Here is a 24183-nt window from a genome sequence, read left to right as displayed (position 1 = left end):
CGTCCTGTCCTCAATCAGCCATCAGCGTGCCGGTCGCCCGCGCGATCGATGCTGTATCGAAATAATAGGGGGTGATGCCACTGAACTTGTCGCCGCGCAGATGAAATACTTCGCACAGCGGCATGGCCAGCCGCTGGCCATTGTGGCGCGACGTCGCATGGACGGTCAGCATCACGATCGCATGATCCTCCGACACGGTAATATCGCTGGTTTCAAGCGAGGCATCCTCCCAGAAGGCAAACACCTTGGTATAGAGTTCCCGCAGCGCCCCCTTGCCCAGATATTCCCCCGCATAGGGCAGGCTGTCGGCCTCCAGGATGCGGAAATCGTCGGTCATCATCGCCTCCGCCTCATCCCAGCGGCCAGCAGCAGTCAGGGCATAGAGATTTTCAACCATCGACCGGATGGCGGCATAGCGGTGCGAGTCCATGGCAATTGCTCTCCTGTTCCAGCCTAGATGCGCGCTTGGGAATGACCGCGAACCTGTAAAAAGCGGCAGGTGAAGCGATTGGCCGACGGGCCGACACGTCGATCGACAAAAGAGGCTGGCCCGGCGCGGGCCATGCGGAGAGAGGAATGCCCATGGCAGGACGACTGGACGGACGGGTGGCGCTGGTATCGGGCGCGCTAAGGGGCATCGGACGGGCGATCGCACAATGCCTGGCCACCGATGGCGCGACAACGATCATCACCGATCTGGATGCGGAAGATAGCGAGGCGGTAGCCAGCGCGATCGCCGCGATGCCGGGCTGTTCCTATATCCGGCTGGACGCGACGATGGAGGAAGCATGGCAGGCCGCCCGCGACCGGGTGATGGCAGCGCACGGGCGGCTCGACATATTGGTCAATAATGTCGGCGCGGACCTGACCGGCAAGGTGCAGGATCTGGAACTGGCGACCTGGCGGCGGCTGATGACGCTGAACATGGACACGGTGTTCCTGGGCACCAAGACGTTCCAGCCGCTGCTGGCGCAGAGCGGGGCGGCGACGCCCTATGGCTCCAGCATCATCAATATCAGCTCGATCATGGGGCTGGTCGGCATGGGCGAAGTATCGGCCTATAATGCATCCAAGGGTGCGGTGCGGCTGTTCAGCAAGTCCAATGCGCTGGAATTTGCCGATGCGGGCGTGCCGATCCGCGTCAACAGCGTGCATCCCGGCTTTGTCGATACGCCGTTGCTGCGACAGGGGATGGAGCGATGGGCCGCACGCGACGGAACGCTGAGCGCCGATGATCTGATCGACCAGATGGCGCAGACGACGCCGATCAAGCGACTGGCCCAACCGATCGAAATCGGCAAGGTGGTTGCGTTCCTGGCAAGCGATGACGCCAGCTACATGACCGGGAGCGAGGTCGTGGTCGATGGGGGATGGACGGCACGATGAGCAGTTTTGACCTGAGCGGCGCAGTGGCGCTGGTGACCGGGGCCGGTGGCGGAATTGGCGGCGCAACCGTCAAGGCACTGGCAGACGCTGGGGCAAGGGTGATCGCGACCGACATGGCGGCAAGCGCGTCCGTTAGAGGGGCGACAGCATATCACCCGCTCGACGTGATCGACGAAGCGGGCTGGGCCGCGCTGGCAGACCATGTCGCTACGACCTATGGGCGGCTCGACATATTGGTGAACAATGCCGGAATTTCCGTCACCGACGCGATTGCAGAAACCAGCCTGGCGACCTTCCGCAAATGTATGAGCATCAATGTCGAGGGGATATTTCTGGGCACCCGCGCCATGGCCGATCTGCTGGCCCGAAGCGGCGCGGACCGGCGGGGCGGATCGTCGATCATCAACCTGTCATCGGTCGGCGGACTGGCGGGCGCGCCGTTCATGTCGGCCTATTGCGCGACCAAGGGCGCGGTGCGGCTGTTCAGCAAATGCGCGGCGCTGGAATATGCGGCGCTCGGCCAGCCGATCCGCGTCAACAGCGTCCATCCCGGCGGTATCGACACCAATATGATGGACACCATCTACGCACGCTATGTCGAAACCGGCGCCTTCCCCGATGAAGCGACCGCACGAGCGACGGTGTCGGCGGGCCATGCACTGGGGCGGATGGGCACCGCGCAGGAGATTGCCGATGGCATCGTCTATCTCGCCGCGCCTGCCGCGAGTTTCGTCACCGGGTCCGAGTTGGTCATCGACGGCGGCATGACCGCGCATTGACGGCCTGCCAAAAAAGGACCCGGCCGTTTGTGGCGACCGGGTCATTTCCCGCAGCTCATGGAGAGCGAGCCGACGGAAATATCGTCAGCTCTGGTGGATGATGGTGAAAGATCGGCTCTGGAAGAACCATTGCCCGTCCTGTTTCACCAGCCGGTCGTTATAGCAGGCACGTGCGCGCTTATCCTTGCCCGTGCCCGGCTCGGCATAGACTTCGGAAAAATAGGCGCGGGCCTCCGCCTTGTCGCCATCGACCCGGATCATGCCGGGATTGAGCAGGAAACTGAGTTGGGGATAATGGGGCATGGCGCTGGCCCATAGATCGACAATGGCGGCCTTGCCCGACACGACACCCAGGTCGGGATAGTGGGACATATCCCAATGGCTGTCCTCCACCCACAGCGAAGCCCACAAGGCCCGATCGACGCGATTGACCGCATCGGCATAGGTTTCGAGCAGTTCGCGAATGGCCAGCCGGTCCTCGATCGGGCCGGTGAAGTTGGCGGTCAAAACCTCTCTCCTCAGTCTGTTTTGCCGGAGGATAGGCGGAGCCAGCCAACCCCGAACCTGCCGGAAATCGCAGGTCTTACCGATATTCGTCGCGCAGCAGGCGGCGCAAAATCTTGCCCGACGGATTGCGGGGCAGGTCGGATCGGAAGTCCACCGTTTTGGGTGCCTTGTAAGCCGCAATCCGTTCGCGCGCCCAGGCGATCAGCGCATCGGGATCGGGGGTTTCGCCCTCTTGCGGAACGACGATCGCCTTGACCGCCTCTCCCCATTTGGCGTCCGGCACGCCGATCACCGCAACGTCGGCGACGGCCGGGTGGCTGTAGAGCGCATTTTCCACTTCAGCGGGATAGACATTTTCGCCCCCGGTGATGATCATGTCCTTGATCCGGTCGGCGAGGTAAAGATAGCCGTCCGCGTCCATCCAGCCCGCGTCCCCGGTGCGCAGCCAGCCGTCCGCGTCGATCGCTTCGGCAGTGGCGTCGGGCCGGTCGAAATAGCCGATCATATTGGCCTGCGACGCCACCAATATCTCACCGATCGCGCCGGGTGGCAGCGTGTTGCCCGCCTCGTCCGATATCCGCACCCGGACACCAGGCAACGGCAGGCCGATGCCGCGCATCCGCTCGGACCCGTCTGGATCATGGTCCTGCGGCGGCAGGCCGATGATGGTACCGGCGGTTTCGGTCATGCCGTACATTTGCGCAAAGCCACAGCCGATGACGGCAATCGCCTGCCGCAGCAGATCAAGCGGGATCGCCGATCCGCCATAGCAGATGGTCCGCAGGAAGCTGAAATCCGTGGCGGCAGCGGCGGGATGATCGCACAGGATGCGCAGCGCGGTGGGGACCAGCATGATCTTGCTGATGCGGAAAGTCACGAGCAAGTCCAGCACGCGCGCGGGATCAAATTCGCGCACGACCACGCCCTTTGCGCCATGCTGGAGCGTCCAAAGCCCCCAGCCCGACCCGCTGATGTGGAAGATGGGCATCGCGATCAGCGACACGTCCGCCGCGCTCCAGCGATACCAGTCGGGCAGGTCCGGTTCCGACGCGCGCAAGCCGAGCAGGCTGCGGTTGGAGAGCATCGCCCCCTTGGGCTGACCGGTGGTGCCGGACGTGTAGAGCATCAGCACGGCGGCGTCATAGCCCGCGTCACGGCGCGGATCGGTGTCGGCCTGCGCATCGCGCCAGTCGGCAAGGAGCGGATAGTCACCGCAAGGATCGGTCAGCAGGATGGTCGCCCCCTGCCCCGCCACCCGATCCAGAAATTCCGGTTCGACCAGGATCAGGCAAGGGCGCGCATCGGCCAATATATAAGCGACCTCCGGCGCTGCGAGCCGCCAGTTGACTGGCACGGTAACCAGGCCAGCCTTCGCCGCGCCCAGCCAGAAACCGAAATAGTCGTCGCGATTCTTGCCGAGATAGGCGACCCGGCCGCCCGGTACATGGCCCCCGGCGATCAGGGCGTTGGCAACCCGGCTCGCCTGCCGGTCAAGCGCGGCATAGCTGGTCTCGCGCCCCTCGAAGATCAGGGCGATCGCGTCAGGCGTCGCAGCGGCGTGCGCCCGGACATGATCCGCTATAGTGATGGCGCTCTTCCCCATGGTCCCTCCGCTTGAACGTCCTGCATAGCGGAAAAAGGCCGGGCGTCGCCCTGTCACAATCGCTAAGGGTCTGCCTCGAAATGCGCAAAAGAGCGCATTTCGGTTGCCGCACCGGCCCGCACCCCTGACGGTTTTGCCAGTGCAGCGCCCCGCATATGCCGGTAAACAGGCGGGCGATTGAAGAGACTTGAGAGAGGATGCCGTCATGGATATTGGTCTGAAAGGGCGCAAAGCCATTCTTGCAGGCGCCAATGCCAGTATCGGCCGGGCGGTGGCGAAGATACTGGCCGCCGAAGGGTGCGACGTGGCGCTGTGCGGGCGGACGCAGGACAAGGTCGATAGCGTCGTCGCCGAAGTGCAGGCGCTGGGCGTGCGCGGCATCGGCGCGTCGGTGGACGTGACCGACGCGGAGGCCTTCCCCGGCTGGGTCGCCAGCGCCGCTGAGCAGCTGGGCGGCTGCGACATCTTCATTTCCTTCGTATCGGTCAATCCGGGGGTCGATACCCCCGAAGCCTGGACCACCGTGCTGAACGGCGACATATTGCCGTTGGTACGCGGCATCCACGCTGCCCTGCCCGCGCTGGAACAGTCCGATGCCGGGTCGATCGTCACCATTTCCTCCACCGGCGCGCTGGAGGAGTTTATGGGACCCCAGCCCTATAATGCCATGAAGGCGGCGGTGATCAACTACAGCGCCGCGCTGGCGCAGAAACATGCGCCGCAGGGATTGCGGGTCAATTGCGTGTCCCCTGGCCCGGTCTATACCGATGACGGTCCTTGGGCCTATATCAAGGAACATATGGCCGATTTCCACGATGGCATCCTGAAGCAGATCCCGTTCGGCCGAATGGGTACGGGCGAGGAACTGGCCAAGGCGATCGCCTTCATCGCCTCACCCGCCTGCCGCTACATGACCGGGGCCAATGTGCTGATCGACGGCGGCATCACCAAGGGCGTGCAATATTGAGCGAGGATGCAGCAATGAGCGAGACGCAGCCCGCCCGCATCAATTGCGTGCTGATTGTCGGCGGTCTCTATCACGACATGGACTTTGCCCGGCTGGAATTGCTCAAGCTGCTGGGCGACGATCCGCGCGTGCGGACCCGCGTGTTCGAGGATTATGGCAATCTGGACGCGATCCTCGCCGCCGACATGCTGATCACCTATACTTGCGACGTCGTGCCGCCGCTGCCCGCACAGGAAGCGCTGCGCCAATGGGTCCAGGATGGCGGGCGCTGGTATGCGCTGCACGGGACCAATTCCGTGCTGCGGCTGTTCGACAATGGCCTGTACGGCAGCCCGCGCTGGGCACCGCTGATGATGAAAACACTCGGCAGCCAGTTCATCGCCCACCCGCCAATCGCGCCCTATCGGGTCGAGGTTGCCGATGCCGACAATGTGCTGACACGCGGGATCGCGCCGTTCGAGACGACCGACGAACTCTATCTGATGGAACGGCATGGCGACCTGCACATCCTGCTCGACACCGAATTTGCGGGAGAGGCTACCGGCTTTGACGAACATAGCTGGGCGCAGGACCGGCACCCGGTGATGTATATCAAGACGCAGGGCAAGGGCGCGGTGCTGTACAATACGCTCGGCCATTGTCGCGGCCATTATGACATGCAGCCATTTTTGGACTGGTGGCCCACCGTCGATCGCTGCGCCTGGGACCTGCCGGTCTTTTACGATCTGCTGAGGCGCGGGATAGAGTGGTGCAAGGATAAGGAAGTTTGATCATAGCTCCACCCCAATCCGTTCGTGCTAAGTAGGGACTGAGCGAAGTCGAAGGCCCGTATCGAAGCATTCCGACCATACGCATCCTTCGATACGCCGCTTCGACAAGCTCAGCGGCTACTCAGGACGAACGGCACGATTGCGTGCGAACTATTGTATTTTATATCAAAGGCTTGACTGGCAAATGCTCCGCGCCCGGCGCTGCGTCGGGCACAGCCACCTCAATCCATCCATCCGCGCTTTCGCGCCAGGGGTAGAGTTTGAGCGGCTTGTAGCCCGCGCCGCCCAGACATTCGCCATTGTCGAGCTTGAAGCGCGCACCGTGTAACGGACACATCACTGCGCCGCGCCGCACCCGCCCGCCCGGTGCCAGCTCCGCCGCGGCATGACTGCAACGGTTGATCAAGGCGTGGACCTTCCCCTCATCCTTGCAGATCAGCACGGGCCAGCCGTTGACGAGAAAGGACAGCATCGCCCGTTCCTCGACAGCACTGGTCTCCACCACCCGATGATAGGTTTCCGTCATGGCTGATCCGCTGTGCAACGGGTGAGCGCAATATAGGCAACTATGTCATGGTCGGTGTCGCCAAGCAGCGTGGCCAGCGCCATCACTCGCTTGAATGCCTGCCCCACCATCAGTTCCTCGGTCGTGCCAATGCCGCCATGCAACTGCACCGCTTCCTCACCCACTTGCATCGCGCTTTGGGCGATATAGGCTTTCGCGCCCATGACCGCTGCGGCACAGGTTGCGCCATCGGCCGCGGCAGCACGGTATAAGTGCGATCGGCTGAGTTCGACGCGGGCATAACAATCGGCCATGCGGTGCTGGATCGCCTGAAAGCTGCCGATCGGCTGGCCAAATTGCTGGCGGGTCTTGATATAGTCGAGCGTGGCCGCGAACATCATGTCCATCAGCCCCAGCAATTCACCGCAAATGGCAAGCCGTGCCTGATCCAGAAGTTGCGCCAGCGCCGCCTCGCCACCCGCCATCGGTGCGGCAGGAGTGTCGATAAATTGCACATCGGCGGCGATCGAACCATCCACCAGTCGGTAGGGCGTGATCGTGATGCCGGGCGCGCTGGCATCGACCAGATGGAGCGTCACCACGCCATCCCCCGTCCGCGCGGCGACCAGCAGATGATCGGCATAGCTGCCGCCCAGCACCATTTGCTTGGTACCGTTGATCCGGCCGTCATGGACACGGGTTTTGATGCCATCCAGGTCAAAGCGCGCCTGCCGCTCGAACAGGGCAGCCGCGACGATGGCCTCGCCCGCCGCGATCGTGGGCAGCAGCGTCGCTTTCTGGCTTTCCGTTCCTGCCGCCGCGACCAATCCTGCGCCCAATATGATGGCGGGCAGAACCGGCTCAACCGCGACACAGCGGCCCAGCGCCTCCATCACGGTGATGATATCCACCGCCGACCCGCCAAAGCCGCCTGCTTCCTCCGGCAGGGTGAAGGCCAGCAGGCCGGTTTCCGCCAGCGTCGCCCAGTTGGCGTCGGCAAAGCCGCGCGGTTCGCGCAGATAGGCGAGACGGCGGGTGGCGTCATAATGATCCGCCCCGAACCGATCGACCAGATCGCGAAGCATGGCCTGCTCTTCGCTGAGATCGAAATTCAAGCCACCATCCCCCGGTCTGTCATGGCTGGGGCGCGCCGTGCGCTGCCCCGCTGTTGCTGTTCCATGACGCTTTTATGCACGGTGGGCGGGCGCAGCGTTGACTGGGCTTTCCGCTAGGTTCGCGAAGCTGCGACGCGATCGGCAAAACCTATCGCTAGTCATAGGTTTTTGCCGCTTGTCGCGACCGTGCGTCAGGCATAGCATCGCCGCTATGGAGAGATCAGGTGACATGCTCGTCGCCGCCCGGTCCGACAATGGGGACGCTGCAAAGATAGCGACCGATTTTCGTTCGGGCAGGCAGATACCAACCGCTATTCAGGTGGCGGCCGACATCCGGCCCGCTGCCGAAGCGTTACGCGACATTGCCCGCGATCTGGGCAATTTCCGCGTCGCTGCCTGCGCCAATATCGCATCCCGATCGCCCATGACCGACGCCGATGGCGATGTACTGGCCAGCGGCGTGTTCGGCTGGCCCGCGACCAAGGAACAATGGTGGCAAAAGCCGCTGCTGGCGCTCAGTTCGCCGCTGACCTTCGCCTGTCGCTACGAAAATGAACCCTTCTGGGCCAACGCCCATGGCATCCACACCCGCGCGCCCAATCCCCTGCTCGACCAGATCGACCTCAGCCTCTTTCAGGGCGAAGTGAATGCGAACGCGGTCATCTGCGTGCCGGTCCACATGTCCTTCGGCCAGATCGCGGCGATCAGTTTCTCGCCCTTCAATGACAAGCGCAACGATCTGAGCAAGGAGTTCGACCTCTATAGCGACCAGCTGGAATATCATGCCCGGCGCTTCGTCCATGGCTATACCCGCGTGTCGAGCCAGCGGCCCTGGATTCCCAAAAATTGTCGCCTGTCCAAGCGCGAGGTGGAATGTCTGCGCTGGGCGGCGGTAGGCAAGACCGACGTGGAGATCGCCCTGATTCTGGAGCGCAGTTGCGCCACGGTGCGCTTCCACATCCACAATGCCGCGATCAAGCTGGAAGCCGTCAACCGTAGCCAGACCGTGTTCAAGGCGACGCAGCTTGGCTATCTGGGCAATGTCGCCGCCGTGATGGTCCCGCATCCGCAGATCGAGGCGCAGGTCGCCGCGAAATAAGCTCCCTCCCCCTTGGGACACCGCATGGACCAGCCGGGCAACCGGCTGGTCTTTTTTTGTCTGGAGCGAAAGGCCGGCCGCGAACCTATGCTTTCTTACAGAAGCCTTTGCCCCATCTCCTTCCCATAGTGGTCCGACACAAGGATGAGAGGGTTGAGACGTTGGGCGTATCTGCCATTGCCGAAGGACTGTTCCGGGAGACCCCCGAACCGACCCTGATCGGCGGCCGCCATCGTGAGACGGGACGGATCGTCTTTCCCTGCCCCGACGATGCCGCGCGCTGGGAGGCGGTGGATCTGCCGCGTGACGGAACGCTCTGGTCCTGGACGGTACAACGATTCCGCCCCAAGTCGCCGCCCTATATCGGGCCGCAGGATTTTGCCCCCTTCCCCATCGGCTATGTCGAATTGCCCGGCGCGACGATCGTGGAGACGCAACTCACGGGCGTGGACTTCGACCGGTTGACGATCGGCATGGCGATGGCGTTGACCGTCATATCCTTTGCCACCGATGCGGACGGCAATGACGTTCGCCTCTACGCCTTCACCCCCGCGACGGAGGGCTGAGCGATGCAGGACGTCTATATCGTGGGCATCGGCATCCATCCGTTCGGTCGCACCGACGGGGTCAGCGGGTTGCAGCAGGGCGCGAACGCCGCGCGCGCGGCCATGGCGGACGCGGGGCTGGAATGGCCCAACATGCAGTTCGGATTTGGCGGATCCGATTCGGCTGGCAATGCCGACACGATCGTCAACGAACTGGGGTTGACCGGCCTGCCCTTCATCAATGTCAAAAATGGCTGCGCCACCGGCGGGTCGGCGCTGATCGGATCATGGCAGGCGATCGCGTCAGGCGCGCATGATGTCGGCATCGCCATCGGCTTCGACAAGCATCCGCGCGGCGCGTTCAACGCCCTGCCGACCGAATATAGCCTGCCCGAATGGTATGGCGAAGCGGGCTTCATGGTGACAACCCAGTTTTTCGCGATGAAGCTGCAACGCTATATGGCGTTGCACGGCATCACCGCCACGTCGCTCGGTCGCGTCGCGGAAAAGGCATTTCGCAACGCCGTCCATGCAGCCCATGCCTGGCGTCGATCGCCAGTGGATATCGACACCATCCTGAACGCCCAGATGATCAGCGATCCGCTGACCAAATATATGTTCTGTTCGCCTGCCGAGGGTGGCGTCGCGCTGGTGCTGGCGAGCGCGAAGAAGGCGCGCGAACTGGGACGCGATCAGGTGCGGATCAAGGCGGCGGTGGTGCGGACGCGCCCGCCCGGATCGTTCGAGGTGTTCGCACCCTGCATGGACATCAAGCGCGGCGGTGCACCGACCCTGCTGGCGAGCAAGGCGGCCTTTGAGATGGCGGGGATCGGCCCGCAGGACATTGATCTGGCGCAGTTGCAGGACACCGAGTCCGGCGCGGAAATCATGCACATGGCCGAAAATGGCTTTTGCGCGGACGGCGATCAGGAAGAATGGCTGGCCAATGGCTGGACCAACATCGACGGCCGATTGCCGGTGAATACGGATGGCGGGTGCCTGGCCTGTGGCGAGCCGATCGGCGCGTCCGGCCTGCGGCAAGTCTATGAAAATGCGCTGCAATTGCGCGGCCTTGGCGGCGGACGGCAAGTGCCGGGCGATCCGCGCACCGCTTACTCCCATGTTTACGGCGCACCGGGCATTTCCGGCGTGACCATATTGGAACGATAAGATGGACCTGGATTTTTCCCCGCAGGATCAGGCGTTCCGCGCCGATGTTCGCCGCTTTCTGGACGAGCATCTGCCCCAGCATCTGCGCGAGGGGATGCGCGGCACGCCCGGCGTGTTCGTGGAGCCGGACATTGGCCGCGAGTGGCAGGCGATCCTGCACGCAAAGGGGTGGCTGGCCTATAACTGGCCGGTCGCGTGCGGTGGCACCGGATGGACACCGATCCAGCGCTATATTTTCGAGAAGGAATGCGCGCTGGCCGACGCGCCCAGCCTGCCGGTGCTGAGCCTGAAACTGCTCGGACCAGTCATCTGCCAGTTCGGTACCGATGAGCAGAAGGCCCGGATTTTGCCGCGCATCCTCGACGGCACCGACTTCTGGTGTCAGGGCTTTTCCGAGCCGGGTTCCGGGTCGGACCTTGCCAGTCTTCGCACGCGGGCGGAACGGCGCGGTGATCTTTATGTCGTCAACGGCCGCAAGCTGTGGACCACCCATGCCCATCACGCGACCCATATCTTCTGCCTGGCCAAGACCGACCCTGCCGCCAAGCCGCAGCGCGCGATCAGCTTCCTGTTGATCGACATGGCGCAGACGGGGATAGAGGTGCGGCCGATCATCGGGCTGGCTGGCGATCATGAGGTCAATGAGGTATTTCTGGACGACGCCATCACCCCGGCCAGCGAGCTGGTGGGCGAAGAGGGTCAGGGCTGGACCATCGCCAAATTCCTGCTGGAAAATGAGCGCGGCGGCGCGTGCCATGCGCCCAAATTGCTGTCCGACATCGCCCGGTTGCGCAAGGCGGCGGGCGCGGAGCCGGACGGCAGGGGCGGATGCATGAGCGACGACGCGCATTACATGGCGCGGCTGGCGCGGGTCGAGCTGGAGGCGCAGGCGCTGGAAATGACCGAGATGCGAGTGCTGGCGGAAATGGCCAAGGGGCTGCCGCCCGGACCGCAGACATCTTTGTCCAAACTGGTCGCGTCCACCCTGCGGCAACAGGTCGACGGGCTGGCGGTGCAGCTTTACGGCTATGCCGGGATCGCGCTGGAGGGGCGAAGGCCGCTCTATGGCAATCAGGCGCCGCCCGCTCTGCATGGCAAGGCCGCGCAACTGGCCGCGCCCCGCTATCTCAATTCACGCGCCTGGACCATCTTTGGCGGGACCAATGAGGTCCAGCGCAATATCATAGCAAAAACGGTTCTGGGTCTGTGACCGGCAGAATCGACCGATCGGGAGAGACGATATGCAATTGAGCCGCGAGGCACTGATACGGGCCTATCGTCAGATGAAGACGATCCGCCTGTTCGAGGAGCGCCTGCACGACGAAATCGCGCTGGGCGAGATTGCCGGTTTCACCCATCTCTATGCGGGACAGGAAGCCTGCGCCGTGGGGGTGTGCGAGCATCTGGGGCCGACCGACTACATCATCTCCACCCACCGGGGTCATGGCCATTGCATCGCCAAGGGGTGCGACGTGATGGCGATGATGAAGGAGATTTACGGATCGCGCGATGGCCTGTGCAAGGGCAAGGGCGGGTCGATGCACATCGCCGACATGAATGTCGGGATGCTGGGTGCCAACGGCATTGTCGGCGCGGGCGCGCCGATCGCGGTCGGCGCAGGCATTACGGCGAAAAGCAACGGCACCGTCTCGATCGCCTTTTCCGGCGATGGCGCGTGCAATCAGGGCACGACGTTCGAGGCGATGAACATGGCGGTGGTGCTGAAACTGCCGGTCATCTTCGTGTTCGAGAATAACCATTATTCCGAACATACAGGCGAAGCCTATGCCGTGGGCGCAGAGAGCATGACGGCGCGGTCGGCGGCGTTCGGGATGAAGGCGATCAAGGCCAACGGCATCGACTTTTTCAGCGTCTATGACGCGATGCGCGAGCTGATCGACTATTGCAAGGCCGGCAACGGTCCGGCCTCGATCGAGCTGGATTGCGAGCGCTTCTACGGCCATTTCGAGGGCGATCCACAGCGTTATCGCGGGCCGGGCGAACTGGACCGCATCCGTGAGGAGCGCGACTGCCTCAAGACATTCCGTACCAGGGTGACGGAAGCCAAATTGCTGGAAGGGGCCGAGCTAGACAGGGTGGACGTCGAAGTCGCCGACCTGATTGATCGGGCCGTCGGAGAGGCCAAGCTGGCCGACCGGCCAACCCCGCAGGACGTCCTGCAAGACGTCTATATCAGCTACTGACGCCAGGAGGATCGACATATGGCAATCAAGATGATCCGCGACGTCATTCGCGACACGATCGATGACGAAATGGCCCGCGACGACAGGCTGATCATGCTGGGCGAGGATATTGTCGGGGGCAATGGCGCGCCCGGCGGGCCGGAGGCGATCGGCGGCATCTGGGGCACATCGGGCGGGCTATGGGCCAAATATGGCGCGGACCGGGTGATCGACACGCCCATTTCCGAAAGCGCCATCATCGGCGCGGCGGCAGGCGCGGCGCTGACCGGCAAGCGGGCGATCGCGGAGATCATGTTCGCCGACTTCATTGGCGTGTGCATGGACCAGATATGGAATCAGGTCGCCAAATTCCGTTACATGTTCGGCGGTAAGACCAGCTGCCCGCTGGTCATCCGTATGCCCTATGGCGCGGGCTTCAACGCCGCGCCCCAGCATAGCCAGGTGATCCACCAGTTCGTCACCGCCATGCCGGGGCTGAAGGTCGTCATGCCCTCCACCCCTGCCGACGCCAAGGGGCTGCTGACCCAGGCGATCCGAGACGATGATCCGGTGATCTTCCTGGAGCATAAGGCGCTTTATGGTGTGAAGGGCGAGGTGCCGGACGGGGACTATATCATCCCCTTTGGCCATGCCCGGCATGTGACGCAGGGCGACGACATCACCATATTGGCGACCGGCATGATGGTGGGCTTTGCCGAGAATGCCGCCGCGCAGCTGGCGCAGGACGGCATCGGGTGTGACATACTCGACCTGCGCACCACCAGCCCGCTGGACGAGGAAGCGATCCTCGACAGTGTCGAGCGAACCGGACGGTTGCTGATCGTCGATGAAGCGCCGCCGCGCTGTTCCTTTGCGACCGACCTGTCGGCGCTGGTCGCGCAAAAGGCGTTCGCATCGCTGAAGGCACCGATCGACATGGTCACGCCGCCGCACAGCCCGGTGCCGTTCGCACGCGAACTTGAATCCGCCTATCTGCCATCGCCCGACAAGATTGTGGCGAGCGCGGTGAAGCTCATGTCCTACCGGCGGGGATAAGCAAAATGGCCAATCTGCGCGCATTTGCGATGCCCAAATGGGGCATAGAGATGACCGAGGGCGTCGTTGCCGAATGGATGGTGGCAGAGGGGGTGCCGTTCAAAAAAGGCGACCTGCTCGCGCTCATCGAAACCGACAAGATCACCAATGAGGTCGAGGCGGAAGCAGACGGCATGTTCCCGCGCCTGATCGCCCAGACCGGCGGCACCTATGCGGTCGGCGAACTGATCGCGGTGCTGGCGGGACCGGACGAGGCGGTGAGTGGGGCCGATGTCGATGCCTTCGTCGCCGGATTCCGGCCAGCCGACAGCAAGGTCGCGTCCAAGGCTGGCGGTGCGGTGCCACCCCCTGCCCCGGCCGCCGCTGCACCGGCCAAGATCGCCATCGCCGCCGACGCGCGGATCAGCCCGGCCGCGCGTGCCTTTGCGGAGGCGCAGGGGGTGGACATCAGCGCGATCGCCGGGTCCGGGCCGGACGGGCGCATCACATTTCAGGATGTGCAGCAGGCCAGCCTGCCACCGGTCACTGTCGGTGGTGGCGCCGTGGTGGATCTGACCCCGGTGGGCGAAACGCTGGTTGATGTCTTTGCCAGCCCGCTGGCGAAACGGCTGGCGGTGCAGCATGGCGTCGACCTGACCGGCATGACCGGCACGGGGCCGAAGGGACGGATCGGCAAGGCGGACGTGCTGGCGCTGGTCAAGCCGGTGACGGCGGAGAAAGCCGAGCCATCCACGTCGATCGCCTTTGCCCGCCCTGCCCCCGGCGCGGCGGAGATCGTCAAAATGTCGCCGATGCGCAAGGCGATCGCCAAGGCGTTGAGCCACAGCAAATCGACCATCCCGCATTTCTATCTGCGCGCCGGAGTCAGGATAGACGCGATCCTTGGCCTGCGGGCGCAGGCGAAAGCGGCGACCGGCGAATCCCCCAGCATCAACGACTATATCGTGCGCGCCTGCGCGCTGGCGCTGGCGCGGCACCCGGACGTCAATGTGCAGGTCCATGGCGACGAGATCCATCGCTTTGGCAGCGCCGACATTGCGGTGGCGGTGGCGACCGACAAGGGGCTGATCACACCCATCGTGAAGGGGGCCGACAGCCTGTCGGTCGCGGCGATCTCGCGTGAGGTCAAGGCGCTGGCGGAAAAGGCACGGACCGGGCGGTTGCAGCCGGACGAGTTTCAGGGCGGCAGCTTTTCGGTCAGCAACCTCGGCATGTTCGGCATCGACCAGTTCGACGCAATCATCAACCCACCGCAAGGAGCGATCCTGGCGGTGGGTGCCGGGACACGCCAACCGATCGAGATCGGCAATGCGCTGGCCTTTGCCACCATCGTCCAATTGTCGCTCTCCTGCGACCATCGCGCGATTGACGGCGCAGTGGGCGCAGCCTTCATGCAGACGCTTAAAGGCCTGATTGAGGAACCGGCGCTGCTGGTGGGATAAAGGTGCGGGGGCCGCGGGCGCGCGGCCCCCGTCATCGTCAGAGTTTCACGATCTGCTTGCCGCGATTGGCACCGGTGAACAGGCGGGCGAGCGCAGCAGGCGCAGCCTCGAACCCCTGCTGCTCGTCCACCTGCCAGCGCAACTTGTCCGCCAGCACTAGCGCAACGAGCCGGTCGCGCATCGCGGGCCAATGGGGTTGCTGGTCGAGGATGATGAACCCCTCCATCCGGGCGCGGCGCAGGATGAGGTTGAAATAATTGCCCGGCCCGGCAATCTGTCCGCCTTGCTCGTAACGGCTGATCCCCCCGCACAGCACCACCCGCGCGCCGATGGCGAGGCGGGCGAGCATGGCGTCCAGCACTGCGCCGCCGACATTGTCATAGACGATGTCGCAGCCCTTGGGAGCCAACGCCTTCAACTGCTCGGCAACCTTGCCCTCGCGATAGTCGATGGCGGCATCGAACCCCGCCTCCTGCGTCAGCCATGCGCATTTGTCCGGTCCACCCGCTATGCCGATGACATGGCAACCCGCAACCTTGGCGAGTTGCCCCGCGACCGATCCGGTGGCCCCCGCCGCGCCGGACACGACCACGACATCGCCTGCGACCGGGCGGCCAATATTGTAAAAGCCGTGCCATGCGGTCAGGCCGGGGATGCCCAGCACCCCCAGCATCGCGTGGGGCGGCAGGTCGGGGTGGCAGATGTCGAAGCCGTCCCCGTCGTTCACCAGATATTCGGTCCAGCCGGTCATCCCGGCCACCATCGTGCCGACCGGCCAGCGCCCGCCCCGGCTCTCGACCACCTCAGCCACGCCCATGCCGCGCATGACGTCGCCCAACTCGATCGGTGCGACATAGCCGCCGAAATTCTCCATCCAGCCCTTTTGCGCCGGCTCAAATCCGAGCCAGCGGACGGCGAGCAGCATCTGTCCTTCCCCCGGCATCGGCATGGGTATGTCGGCCAGCCGGAAATCTCCGTCCACCAGCGCGCGTCCGACCGGGCGATCCGCCAACTGCCATTGCCGCATGTCCATCCTGCTCCCATTTTGCCTGTTGCCGCTGTTGTCGTGGCGGCGGCGCTGCGCCACAACTGCGCTTTCCGGCAGGCGTCGCCTGCGCCCTGCCATCTGTAGAGCCAGCACATGCCCCTGATTGTCGATCATGCGCAACGGCGCGAACAGGTTGTGGAAATTGCGGTCGAACTGATCGCCCAGCGGGGGATTGAAGGGGTGAGTGTGCGTGCCATTGCACAGCAGGCAGGCTATAGCACGGCGATCGTATCCCACTATTTCCGCAACAAGGCCGAATTGCTGCTGATGGCCTATCAGCAGACATTGGGGAACGCTGGACAGCGGGTGGAGGACGCCATCGCCGCGCATGTGCCCGCCCAGCCCGCGCTGGAACATCTGCTGCCGCTGGACGAGATCGGGCAGCGCAACTGGAAAATCTGGTTCGCCTTCTGGGGACTGGCGCTGTCCGACGATAAATATCGGCAGGAGCAGATCATGCGCGGGCGCGAGGCGCAGGCGCTGATCGAGCGGGTGTTGGCGCAATGCAGCGATGTGCCGGAGGAGGAGGCTGGCGGGCGGACGATGCAGGCAGGGCGGCTGCTGGCGATGATCGCGGGGCTGGCGACGCAGGCGACCTATGACCCGGAGGGTTGGCCGCCCGAACGCCAGCGCGCGGTGCTGGCGGCCGAGTTGGCTGCCTTGACGCGGCAAACGCAATGCCGTTCGGGCTGAGCCATTAATTGTTGGTTGCGCCTTCGCTGATCCAGCGGCGGATAGGCGCCCCGCGATGGCGATGCGATACAGTTGCCCGCGCCATAGAGGCCGGGGATCAGCGCACCGCTGGTGGCCAGCACCTGCCCATGTTCGTTGATGCGCGGCCCGCCATTGGTGGCTAGCGCGCCTGCCGCCAGGATGAAAGCGTAATAGCCATTGTCGTAAAAGGCCGCGATCAGTTGATAGTCGAGCGGGTCGAGGCCCAGCGTCGGGCTGGCGGGATCGAACAGCTGCGGATAGCTATATTGCGTCATATAGGCGATGGCGTCGGCGCGCTTGTCGTCGATACCCTGCTGGCGGAAGATGAAATGGTTGCAGATCCACGCCACCCCGCCCGACTTGCCGGTGGTGCCGCCGGTGATGGGCATTTTTTCCACCATCATGACCTTTGCGCCCGCGCTGGCCGCCGTCACCGCTGCCGTGCCAGCCGCCGCGCCGCTGCCAACGCACAGAATGTCCACTTCATGGTCCCAGCCCGCCGTCGCGGCCTCCGCTCCGGCTAGCGGAGCCATGGCGGCGGCGGCAAGGCCGGCGCCTGCGAGCAGCGCGCGCCGGTCCATCATCAGGCGATCGGTCTCGCGCATCGTCTCTCTCCCATCATATTGTCGAGCGTGATGCTATGCCGGTGCGCCGATCGCCGCGACTATTTCAAACGCTAGTTATATAAAAATCAGCGGGCGGCGCGGATGATCTCCGCCGCGCGCCAGCCCAGCGCCATGGCGGGCGCGTTGGTGTTGCCGGTGATAAGGCGCGGCATCACCGAACAATCGGCTACGCGCAGTCCCTCGACGCCATGCACACGCAGCGACGGATCGACCACCGCGTCGCCCAGCGCCCCGATTCGGCAGGTGCCCACGCCATGCAGGCCGCTGGTCGAGAGTGAGCGGAATGTGTCCAGCAGAGTGTCGTCATCCTGCACCTGCGCGCCGGGGATCAGTTCCTGCCCGACATCATCGACCAGCGCCGCCTGCGCCACATATTCGCGCATCAGGCGGATCGAGGCGATGGCGGACTGGCGATCCGCTTCGCTGTCCAGCCAGTTGGGCATGATCGCCCCGCCCTCGGCCGGTTCGCGACCGCGCACGTCAATCGTCCCCTCGCTACTCTGGCGCAGCAGCGTGCCGGACACGGTGAGGCCTGGCCGCTTGTCGATATTTCCCAGCGGCACCGGGTCATTATCGTCGCCCAGCGCGAACATATAGCCGCTCAGATAGAGTTGCAGGTCGGTGCGCGGCCCGGTGACGCCAGTGGACAGGAAGGCGCCAACCTCGAACGGACCAGTCGCCATCGGCCCGTCGTGGCGCAGATAATAGCGCGCGACCGAGCCGATGAGGCCCAGCCCGTAGAAGCGCTGGCCGATACCGCTGTTGCGCTTCAGGCGAAAGGGCATGGTATAGGACAGATGCTCCAGCATGTGCCGCCCGACATGGGGGTTATGGTGACGCACCGCGATGCCGCTGGCGGAGAGCGCATCGCCATCGCCAATGCCCGACCGCTGGAGGATCTGCGGGCTTTCGACCGTCCCGGCGCAGACGATCACCTCACCATCGCAATCGACACTGAAACGCCCGCGCGCGCCGTTGACCAAAGCCACGCCGACCCCGCGCCCGTTGGACAGGCGGATATGGCGCACCAGCGTATCGGTCAACACATGGAAATTGCTGCGTTTCATCGCGGGGCGCAGGAACACTTTGGCCCCGCTTTCGCGGCGGCCCTTGCGGATATTGTGGCAATAATAGCCGACCCGGTCACCGGCCACGCTGTTGAGATCATCGGTGCGCGGCAGGCCCATCTGCTCACCCGCCGCGATCAGGCGTTCGGCCAGTGGATAGCGGTAAGTGCGCGGCGTGACATGCACCGGCCCGCCCTGCCCCCGCGTCGCGCTGCCACCCAGGCCATGATCCTCGATCGCGCGATAGGCGGCGATCATCGACCCGGCATTCCAGCCGGTCGCACCCGCCGCCTCCCAATCGTCATAATCCTGCGGTTCGCCCCGGCTCCAGATCATGCCGTTGATGGACGATGATCCGCCCAGCCCCTTGCCCCGGATCCACACTTCATGCGCATCTTCATCCGGGCGGCGCGGCTGCGCGATCTGATAGGCCCAGATATGGGCGGGATTGGTGACAAGCTTGGCGATGCCCTTGGGCATGGCGATGAGCGGTGACCGATCCGGCCCGCCCGCCTCCACCAGCAGCACCCGGTTGTGCGGGTCGGCGGACAGACGTTCGGCCAGCACACAGCCAGCCGACCCTGCCCCGATCACGATATAGTCGAAACTTTCCGGCAGGTCCGTCATGCTCTCTCCCATAACTATTATGGCGGGAGGATCAGGCCGGGGGCTGCGTCTGCCTACTGGCAGATGCAACAGGCTTTGGGAGATCAGTGCAGTTTGTGGTCGCGCTTGATCTTCTTGGCCAGGCTCCATTTATGCACTTCGGTCGGGCCGTCATAGATGCGGAAGGCGCGAATTTCACGGAACACCTGCTCGACGATAGTGTCGCCGGTGACGCCCATGCCGCCCATGACCTGGACGCATTTGTCGGCGACCCGCATCAGCGCTTCGGACACTGCGACCTTGGCCATGGAACTTTCGACCGTGCCGAGCGCGCCCGTGTCCAGCACCCCGGCGCACCAGTCGATCATCAGTTCGCATTGCTGGAGGTCGATCAGATTTTCGGCCAACATGAAGCCCACGCCCTCATGATCGACCAGCGGCTTGCCAAAGGCCATGCGGCGGCAGGCATAGGCGGATGCGATTTCCTGCGCGCGGATGCAGGCACCCAGCCAGCGCATACAGTGGGACAGGCGCGCAGGCGACAAGCGGATCTGGGCATATTTGAAGCCCTCTCCGCTTTGCCCCAGCATCTGATCAGCAGGCACGCGCAGATTATCGATCGTGACGACGGCATGGCCGCCGGGCATCGAGCTGTCGATCGTGTCCAGCACCCGATCGATACGGATCGCAGGATCGGGCAGATCGACCAGGAACATGCAAGCGCCGTCGGTCGACTTTGCCATGACGATACCCACCATAGCGCCCTGCGCGCCGGTGATGAACGCCTTGCGTCCGTTGATGACCCAGTGATTGCCGTCCTGCACGCAAATCGTCTGCATCATCGACGGGTCGGACCCCGCGCCGCCATCGGTCGCCGGTTCGGTCATGAAAAAGGCGGATCGGCCGCGTCCTTCGAGCAGGGGAGCAAGAAAATGCGCTTTCTGCTGCGCTGTGCCGACCTTGCCCAGCAGATACATATTGCCCTCGTCCGGGGCCATGGTGTTGCACGCCAGCGGGCCGAGCGGCGAGAGGCCGGACCGGATGAGGACGGTTGCCGTTTCGCGCTGGGTCAGGTGCGATCCGTCGGGCAGGAAATGGGGCGTCAGCACACCGGCCGCGCGCGCTTTTTCGCGCAATTCCATCACCAGATCGTCGCCGGGACCATGGAAGCCACAGCGTGGGTCGCCCTCATAGGAGACGACAACCGTGCGGACGAAGCTTTCGACCCTGTCGGCAATGGCCTGCGCGCGATCGGTGCTGAACATGGGACTTCCTCTCAATTATCGGATTGTGCGGTGGCGCGGGCGATAGTCGCCAGTTCGGGCAGGGTTTCGACCAGCAACTGCGCTTCGGGCGACGACGCCGTCCCGCGCACCAGCCGTCCCTTGATGCCGTGGATGATCGCGGCAAAACGAAACATGTTGAAGGCGAGGTAGAAGGACAGGTTGGCGATGCCTTCCCGCCCGGTGCGCGCGCAATAGGCCGCGACATAATCAGCCTGCGACGGGATGTTGAGCGCGGCAAGGTCCGCCCCTTTGAAACCGCCGATGATGTGCGGGGGCAGATGATACATCATCAGATGATAGGTGAAGTCGGCAAGCGGATGGCCGAGCGTGGATAGTTCCCAATCCAGCACCGCCAATATGCGCGGTTCGACCGGGTGCCAGATCATATTGTCGGCGCGAAAATCGCCATGGACGATGGTGGTTTCATCACCTGCCGGTATCTGGCCCGGCAGCCAGTCGGCAAGCCAGTCCATATCTGCAAGCCGTCCCGCTGCCGCATCCTCATGATATTGGCGCGACCAGCGGGCAATCTGCCGCGCAAAATAATTGCCCGGCTTGCCATAGTCGCCAAGGCCGATCGCCTGATAATCAATGTCATGCAACTGCGCGATGGCGCTGTTCATTGCGTCGAAATAGGCAGGGCGTTCGGCGGCACTCAGCGTCGGGAGGGTGGAGTCCCAGAAGATGCGGCCTTCGACCATGTCCATGACATAGAAGGGGGTGCCGATGACGGCGGCGTCCTCGCACAGGCCATGGACCGGTGCGACGGGATAGGCCGCCTGCCCCAGCGCTGCCAGCACCCGATATTCGCGCTCCACCGCATGGGCGCCGGGCAGTAATTGCCCTGGTGGCTTGCGCCGCATCACATAGGCGCGGGTCGGGGTGAGCAGCCGATAGGTCGGGTTGGACTGGCCGCCGTTAAACTGTTCGACAGTGAGCGGCCCGGCATAGCCCGCCACATGGGACAGCATCCAGCGATCAAGCGCTGCGCTGTCAAAGCCATGCCCCGCCCGCACCGCACCCGTGCCACCGAATTTATCCTGCCGGTCAATGCTCACGGCCCCATTCCTCTCCCGCGCCAGATTGCATCCTGCCATGCGTTGCCACGATGGCTTTGTCCCCTGTGCTTTGTTTCAGGTGTGCGCCGACCTCTCGAAAATCGCAGTTAGCAAGATGACGATATTAGCGCATCCCTCACCATCGGAACGAAGGCGCACCAAGCGCAGATTACAGCAAGCGCATCATAAGCGTCGGGAAAACAGGGAGAGTATATGCGACAAGAGCTAATCATGCGGCCGGTGATGCTGGCGCTGGGCGGCGCGATACTGTGGGCCGCGCCCGCAATGGCACAGGAACAGGCGCCGCAGGCGGAGGCTCAGGCCGTCGATCCCAACGCCATCATCGTCACCGCCCGTCGCCGCGAGGAAAGCCTCCAGGATACGCCCGTGGCGATCACCGCAGTCAATGCGGCGATGCTGGAAAACAAGGCGGCGGTGAATATCGGCGACCTGACCGGCGGCGTTCCCAACCTGTTGATCACTAACCAGAATGCTGGTGCCGCAGCGGCCAATCTGGCCATTCGCGGGCTGACCTATGCGGACGTCGAAAAATCGCAGGAGCCGACTGTGGGCGTGGTCGTCGATGGCGTGTTCATCGGCACCAGCACCGGGCAGTTTTTCGACTTTTTCGACATTGAGCAGATCGAAGTGCTGCGCGGGCCGCAGGGCACGCTGTTCGGACGCAACACGATCGGCGGCGTCATCAACATTCGCCGCACCCGCCCGACCGGCGAGTTCGGTGGCAAGGTGGAAGTGTCCTACGGTAAGTTCAACACGCTTGCGACTCGTGCGGTCGTCAACGTGCCGCTGTCCAGCGACGGCAGCGTGGGTGCCAAATTCTTCCATTTCCACAATGAAACCGACGGCTGGTATCGCCAGTCGCAGACCGGCGAGCGGCGCGGTTTTGGTAATAACGAGAATTTCGGCGGCTCCGTTCTGATCGCGCCACAAGGCAGTGATTTTGACGCCCTGTTCACGCTGGAAAAACAGGTCCAGAAGTCCGATCCGGTTGTGTCCAACCTGACCAACAGCACGGAACTCTTCTGCGGCTTCATTCCCGCCAACGAGTGCAACCGCAACAGCACCACCGACCTTTACACCGTATTCGGCCTGCCCAACCTGACCCAATATTCCGCGCCCGCCGCGACGCTGGAGATGAATTATGATCTGGGCGGGGTGAAGCTGACATCGGTAACCGGCTGGCGCAAATCGCGCGAGAACCAGACTCAGGATTTCGACGGGTCATCGGCCGATCTCTATTATGTGCGCCGGCAGCAGCGCTACGAGCAATGGAGCCAGGAAGTTCGCGCCGCTGGCAAGTTCAGCGACAGTTTCGACTATGTCGTGGGTCTCTATTATTTTAGCTCCAAATATAATCTGACCCAGCATAGTCGCGTGTTCGGCTTTGCGCCGACCGTCGATCCGCTGATCTTCGACACCAATCCGCAGTCGGTGAACGGCAAAACCAAGTCGGTCGCGGTGTTCGGCGACTTCAACTGGGCCTTTGCCGACCAGTGGCGCCTGTCCTTTGGCGGCCGCTTCACCCGCGACAAGAAGGCGCTGGACAACAGCTTTGGCGGGACGGAGATCGGACGGGGTTCCGACACGTTCAAGAAGTTCACGCCCAAGGTCGGCGTGGATTTCCGTCCCAATGACGATATCATGTTCTATGGCAGTTGGTCGCAGGGCTATCGGTCGGGCGGCTTCTCGCCACGCGCCGGCACCGCCGCCAGCGCCGGTGTGGCCTATCAACCCGAAGTGGTCGACAGCTTTGAAATCGGCGGCAAGTTCGATCTGTTCGACCGCAAGGTGCAGTTCAACGTCGCAGCCTTCTATTCCAGCTACAAGGATCTGCATCAGAACAACACGCTCAGTTGCCCGACCTGCGCCACGGGTAACGAGACGATCACGTCGAACGTCGGGTCGGCCAAGATCAAGGGGCTGGAGTTTGACTTCACCGCACGGCCGACGTCGCAACTCACGATCACCGGTTCGCTCGGCCTGCTGGACTCCAAGTTCAAGGGCTTTATCGTCGGCGGCATCTCGCCGGTGACCGGGGCTGTCATACCCTATGACTTCTCCGGCAACGACCTGATCTACAACCCGAACATGACCGCGTCGCTGGGGGCTGACTATAGCGTCCCGACCAGCTTTGGTGAGATCATCGCGAACCTGAGCTATCGCTATATCGGGCGCTATGACCAGCAAATCTCGATCGGGGGACTGTCGGGCAATCTCAGCACCGGGCCGATCACCGTCACCGGCAATGACCCGCGCGTGCGGACCGACAAGCAGGGCCTGGTCGATGCCAGCCTGACCACCAAGTTCGAGCTGGGCGGCACGGAAGCGCGCTTGACAGTCTTTGGCCGGAACCTTGCCAATGATCGCGGCCCAACCCATGGCTTTACCGTCGGTGGTCTCTGGTCTTTCGGCACGGCGCGCGAACCCCGCACCTATGGCGCGACGCTGGGGGTGAAGTTCTAAAATAGCCGCGAGAGCGCGAAAAAAGAGAGGCCGGGGAGATGATCCCCGGCCTTTTCTTGTGTCCTTTGCAAATACTATACTATCGTGTTGAACAACGCCCATCCTCCCCTTGTAGGGGAGGTGGCTGGCCGAAGGTCAGACGGAGGGGTATCGCCCTATCGATAGGG

General features: G+C 63.6%; 23 protein-coding genes. 13 read left to right on the top strand and 10 right to left on the bottom strand.

Annotated features, from left to right (window positions below):
• Positions 1-10 precede the first annotated feature (10 nt).
• On the bottom strand, positions 11-430 hold the full coding sequence (locus EBBID32_RS12480) for a nuclear transport factor 2 family protein (protein WP_006957846.1): 420 nt from the start codon (positions 428-430) through the stop codon (positions 11-13).
• Positions 431-582: 152 nt separating this feature from the next.
• Between EBBID32_RS12480 and EBBID32_RS12475 the strand changes: the two genes are divergently transcribed.
• Together EBBID32_RS12475 and EBBID32_RS12470 are read left to right on the top strand one after the other, a co-directional pair.
• Complete coding sequence (locus tag EBBID32_RS12475; RefSeq protein WP_006957845.1) at positions 583-1386, top strand: SDR family NAD(P)-dependent oxidoreductase; 804 nt, start codon at positions 583-585, stop codon at positions 1384-1386.
• Entirely contained in the window at positions 1383-2165 is a 783-nt protein-coding gene (locus EBBID32_RS12470) for an SDR family oxidoreductase (protein WP_006957844.1), read from the top strand. The genes EBBID32_RS12475 and EBBID32_RS12470 overlap by 4 nt, the downstream gene beginning before the upstream one ends.
• A gap of 84 nt (positions 2166-2249) precedes the next feature.
• On the opposite strand, the gene EBBID32_RS12465 is transcribed toward EBBID32_RS12470, so the two are convergent.
• The gene (locus EBBID32_RS12465) at positions 2250-2672 is read right to left on the bottom strand and encodes a nuclear transport factor 2 family protein (RefSeq protein WP_006957843.1); all 423 of its coding nucleotides are present in this window, start codon (positions 2670-2672) and stop codon (positions 2250-2252) included.
• Positions 2673-2748: 76 nt separating this feature from the next.
• Positions 2749-4275, bottom strand: coding sequence for a long-chain-fatty-acid--CoA ligase (locus tag EBBID32_RS12460; protein WP_006957842.1), 1527 nt, complete (start codon positions 4273-4275; stop codon positions 2749-2751).
• 205 nt (positions 4276-4480) lie between these two features.
• Here EBBID32_RS12460 and EBBID32_RS12455 point away from each other — a divergent pair, with 205 nt between their 5' ends.
• On the top strand, positions 4481-5242 hold the full coding sequence (locus EBBID32_RS12455; protein WP_006957841.1) for an SDR family NAD(P)-dependent oxidoreductase: 762 nt from the start codon (positions 4481-4483) through the stop codon (positions 5240-5242).
• Between the two features lie 14 nt (positions 5243-5256).
• Positions 5257-6012, top strand: a complete 756-nt coding sequence (locus EBBID32_RS12450; protein WP_006957840.1) for a ThuA domain-containing protein — start codon at positions 5257-5259, stop codon at positions 6010-6012.
• A 160-nt stretch (positions 6013-6172) separates the two neighbouring features.
• On the opposite strand, the gene EBBID32_RS12445 is transcribed toward EBBID32_RS12450, so the two are convergent.
• Positions 6173-6538, bottom strand: a complete 366-nt coding sequence (locus EBBID32_RS12445; RefSeq protein WP_006957839.1) for a Rieske (2Fe-2S) protein — start codon at positions 6536-6538, stop codon at positions 6173-6175.
• Positions 6535-7632 carry an acyl-CoA dehydrogenase family protein gene (locus EBBID32_RS12440; RefSeq protein ID WP_006957837.1) on the bottom strand — a complete coding sequence of 366 codons (1098 nt, stop codon included), beginning with the start codon at positions 7630-7632 and terminating at the stop codon, positions 6535-6537. Before EBBID32_RS12440 ends, EBBID32_RS12445 begins: the two co-directional genes overlap by 4 nt.
• Before the next feature lie 229 nt (positions 7633-7861).
• Here EBBID32_RS12440 and EBBID32_RS12435 point away from each other — a divergent pair, with 229 nt between their 5' ends.
• The 7 genes from EBBID32_RS12435 to EBBID32_RS12405 all read left to right on the top strand — a co-directional run bounded on the left by EBBID32_RS12435 (position 7862) and on the right by EBBID32_RS12405 (position 15127).
• Positions 7862-8731 carry a helix-turn-helix domain-containing protein gene (locus EBBID32_RS12435; RefSeq protein ID WP_006957835.1) on the top strand — a complete coding sequence of 290 codons (870 nt, stop codon included), beginning with the start codon at positions 7862-7864 and terminating at the stop codon, positions 8729-8731.
• 161 nt (positions 8732-8892) lie between these two features.
• Complete coding sequence (locus EBBID32_RS12430; RefSeq protein WP_006957833.1) at positions 8893-9297, top strand: Zn-ribbon domain-containing OB-fold protein; 405 nt, start codon at positions 8893-8895, stop codon at positions 9295-9297.
• A gap of 3 nt (positions 9298-9300) precedes the next feature.
• Entirely contained in the window at positions 9301-10446 is a 1146-nt protein-coding gene (locus tag EBBID32_RS12425) for a thiolase family protein (RefSeq protein WP_006957831.1), read from the top strand.
• Position 10447: 1 nt separating this feature from the next.
• Positions 10448-11656 (top strand): acyl-CoA dehydrogenase family protein, encoded by a 1209-nt coding sequence (locus EBBID32_RS12420; RefSeq protein ID WP_006957829.1) that lies wholly within the window; start codon positions 10448-10450, stop codon positions 11654-11656.
• Between the two features lie 31 nt (positions 11657-11687).
• The gene (locus EBBID32_RS12415) at positions 11688-12650 is read left to right on the top strand and encodes a thiamine pyrophosphate-dependent dehydrogenase E1 component subunit alpha (protein WP_006957827.1); all 963 of its coding nucleotides are present in this window, start codon (positions 11688-11690) and stop codon (positions 12648-12650) included.
• 18 nt (positions 12651-12668) lie between these two features.
• On the top strand, positions 12669-13685 hold the full coding sequence (locus EBBID32_RS12410; RefSeq protein WP_006957825.1) for an alpha-ketoacid dehydrogenase subunit beta: 1017 nt from the start codon (positions 12669-12671) through the stop codon (positions 13683-13685).
• Between the two features lie 5 nt (positions 13686-13690).
• Positions 13691-15127, top strand: a complete 1437-nt coding sequence (locus EBBID32_RS12405) for a dihydrolipoamide acetyltransferase family protein (protein ID WP_006957823.1) — start codon at positions 13691-13693, stop codon at positions 15125-15127.
• A 37-nt stretch (positions 15128-15164) separates the two neighbouring features.
• Here the strand turns inward: EBBID32_RS12405 and EBBID32_RS12400 are convergent, their stop codons facing one another.
• Complete coding sequence (locus tag EBBID32_RS12400) at positions 15165-16289, bottom strand: NADP-dependent oxidoreductase (RefSeq protein WP_231382186.1); 1125 nt, start codon at positions 16287-16289, stop codon at positions 15165-15167.
• Here EBBID32_RS12400 and EBBID32_RS23230 point away from each other — a divergent pair.
• Positions 16269-16868: a TetR/AcrR family transcriptional regulator gene (locus tag EBBID32_RS23230; RefSeq protein ID WP_051093341.1), complete on the top strand. Its 600-nt coding sequence runs from the start codon at positions 16269-16271 to the stop codon at positions 16866-16868. The two genes, EBBID32_RS12400 and EBBID32_RS23230, sit on opposite strands and share 21 nt — an antisense overlap.
• On the opposite strand, the gene EBBID32_RS12390 is transcribed toward EBBID32_RS23230, so the two are convergent.
• From EBBID32_RS12390 to EBBID32_RS12375, 4 genes are all read right to left on the bottom strand, one after another.
• On the bottom strand, positions 16772-17494 hold the full coding sequence (locus EBBID32_RS12390) for an FAD-binding protein (RefSeq protein WP_006957819.1): 723 nt from the start codon (positions 17492-17494) through the stop codon (positions 16772-16774). The genes EBBID32_RS23230 and EBBID32_RS12390 overlap by 97 nt on opposite strands.
• A gap of 86 nt (positions 17495-17580) precedes the next feature.
• On the bottom strand, positions 17581-19209 hold the full coding sequence (locus EBBID32_RS12385) for a GMC family oxidoreductase (RefSeq protein WP_006957817.1): 1629 nt from the start codon (positions 19207-19209) through the stop codon (positions 17581-17583).
• Positions 19210-19292: 83 nt separating this feature from the next.
• Positions 19293-20453, bottom strand: coding sequence for an acyl-CoA dehydrogenase family protein (locus EBBID32_RS12380; RefSeq protein WP_006957815.1), 1161 nt, complete (start codon positions 20451-20453; stop codon positions 19293-19295).
• A gap of 11 nt (positions 20454-20464) precedes the next feature.
• On the bottom strand, positions 20465-21532 hold the full coding sequence (locus tag EBBID32_RS12375; RefSeq protein ID WP_006957814.1) for a phosphotransferase: 1068 nt from the start codon (positions 21530-21532) through the stop codon (positions 20465-20467).
• 213 nt (positions 21533-21745) lie between these two features.
• Between EBBID32_RS12375 and EBBID32_RS12370 the strand changes: the two genes are divergently transcribed.
• The gene (locus tag EBBID32_RS12370; RefSeq protein ID WP_006957812.1) at positions 21746-24016 is read left to right on the top strand and encodes a TonB-dependent receptor; all 2271 of its coding nucleotides are present in this window, start codon (positions 21746-21748) and stop codon (positions 24014-24016) included.
• Positions 24017-24183: the final 167 nt, after the last annotated feature.

Origin of the sequence: Sphingobium indicum BiD32 (genome assembly GCF_000382885.1) — a bacterium.
Lineage (GTDB): Bacteria > Pseudomonadota > Alphaproteobacteria > Sphingomonadales > Sphingomonadaceae > Sphingobium > Sphingobium japonicum_C.
Note: the sequence above shows the minus strand (reverse complement) of the source record. Positions and strands in the feature narration are given on the sequence as shown.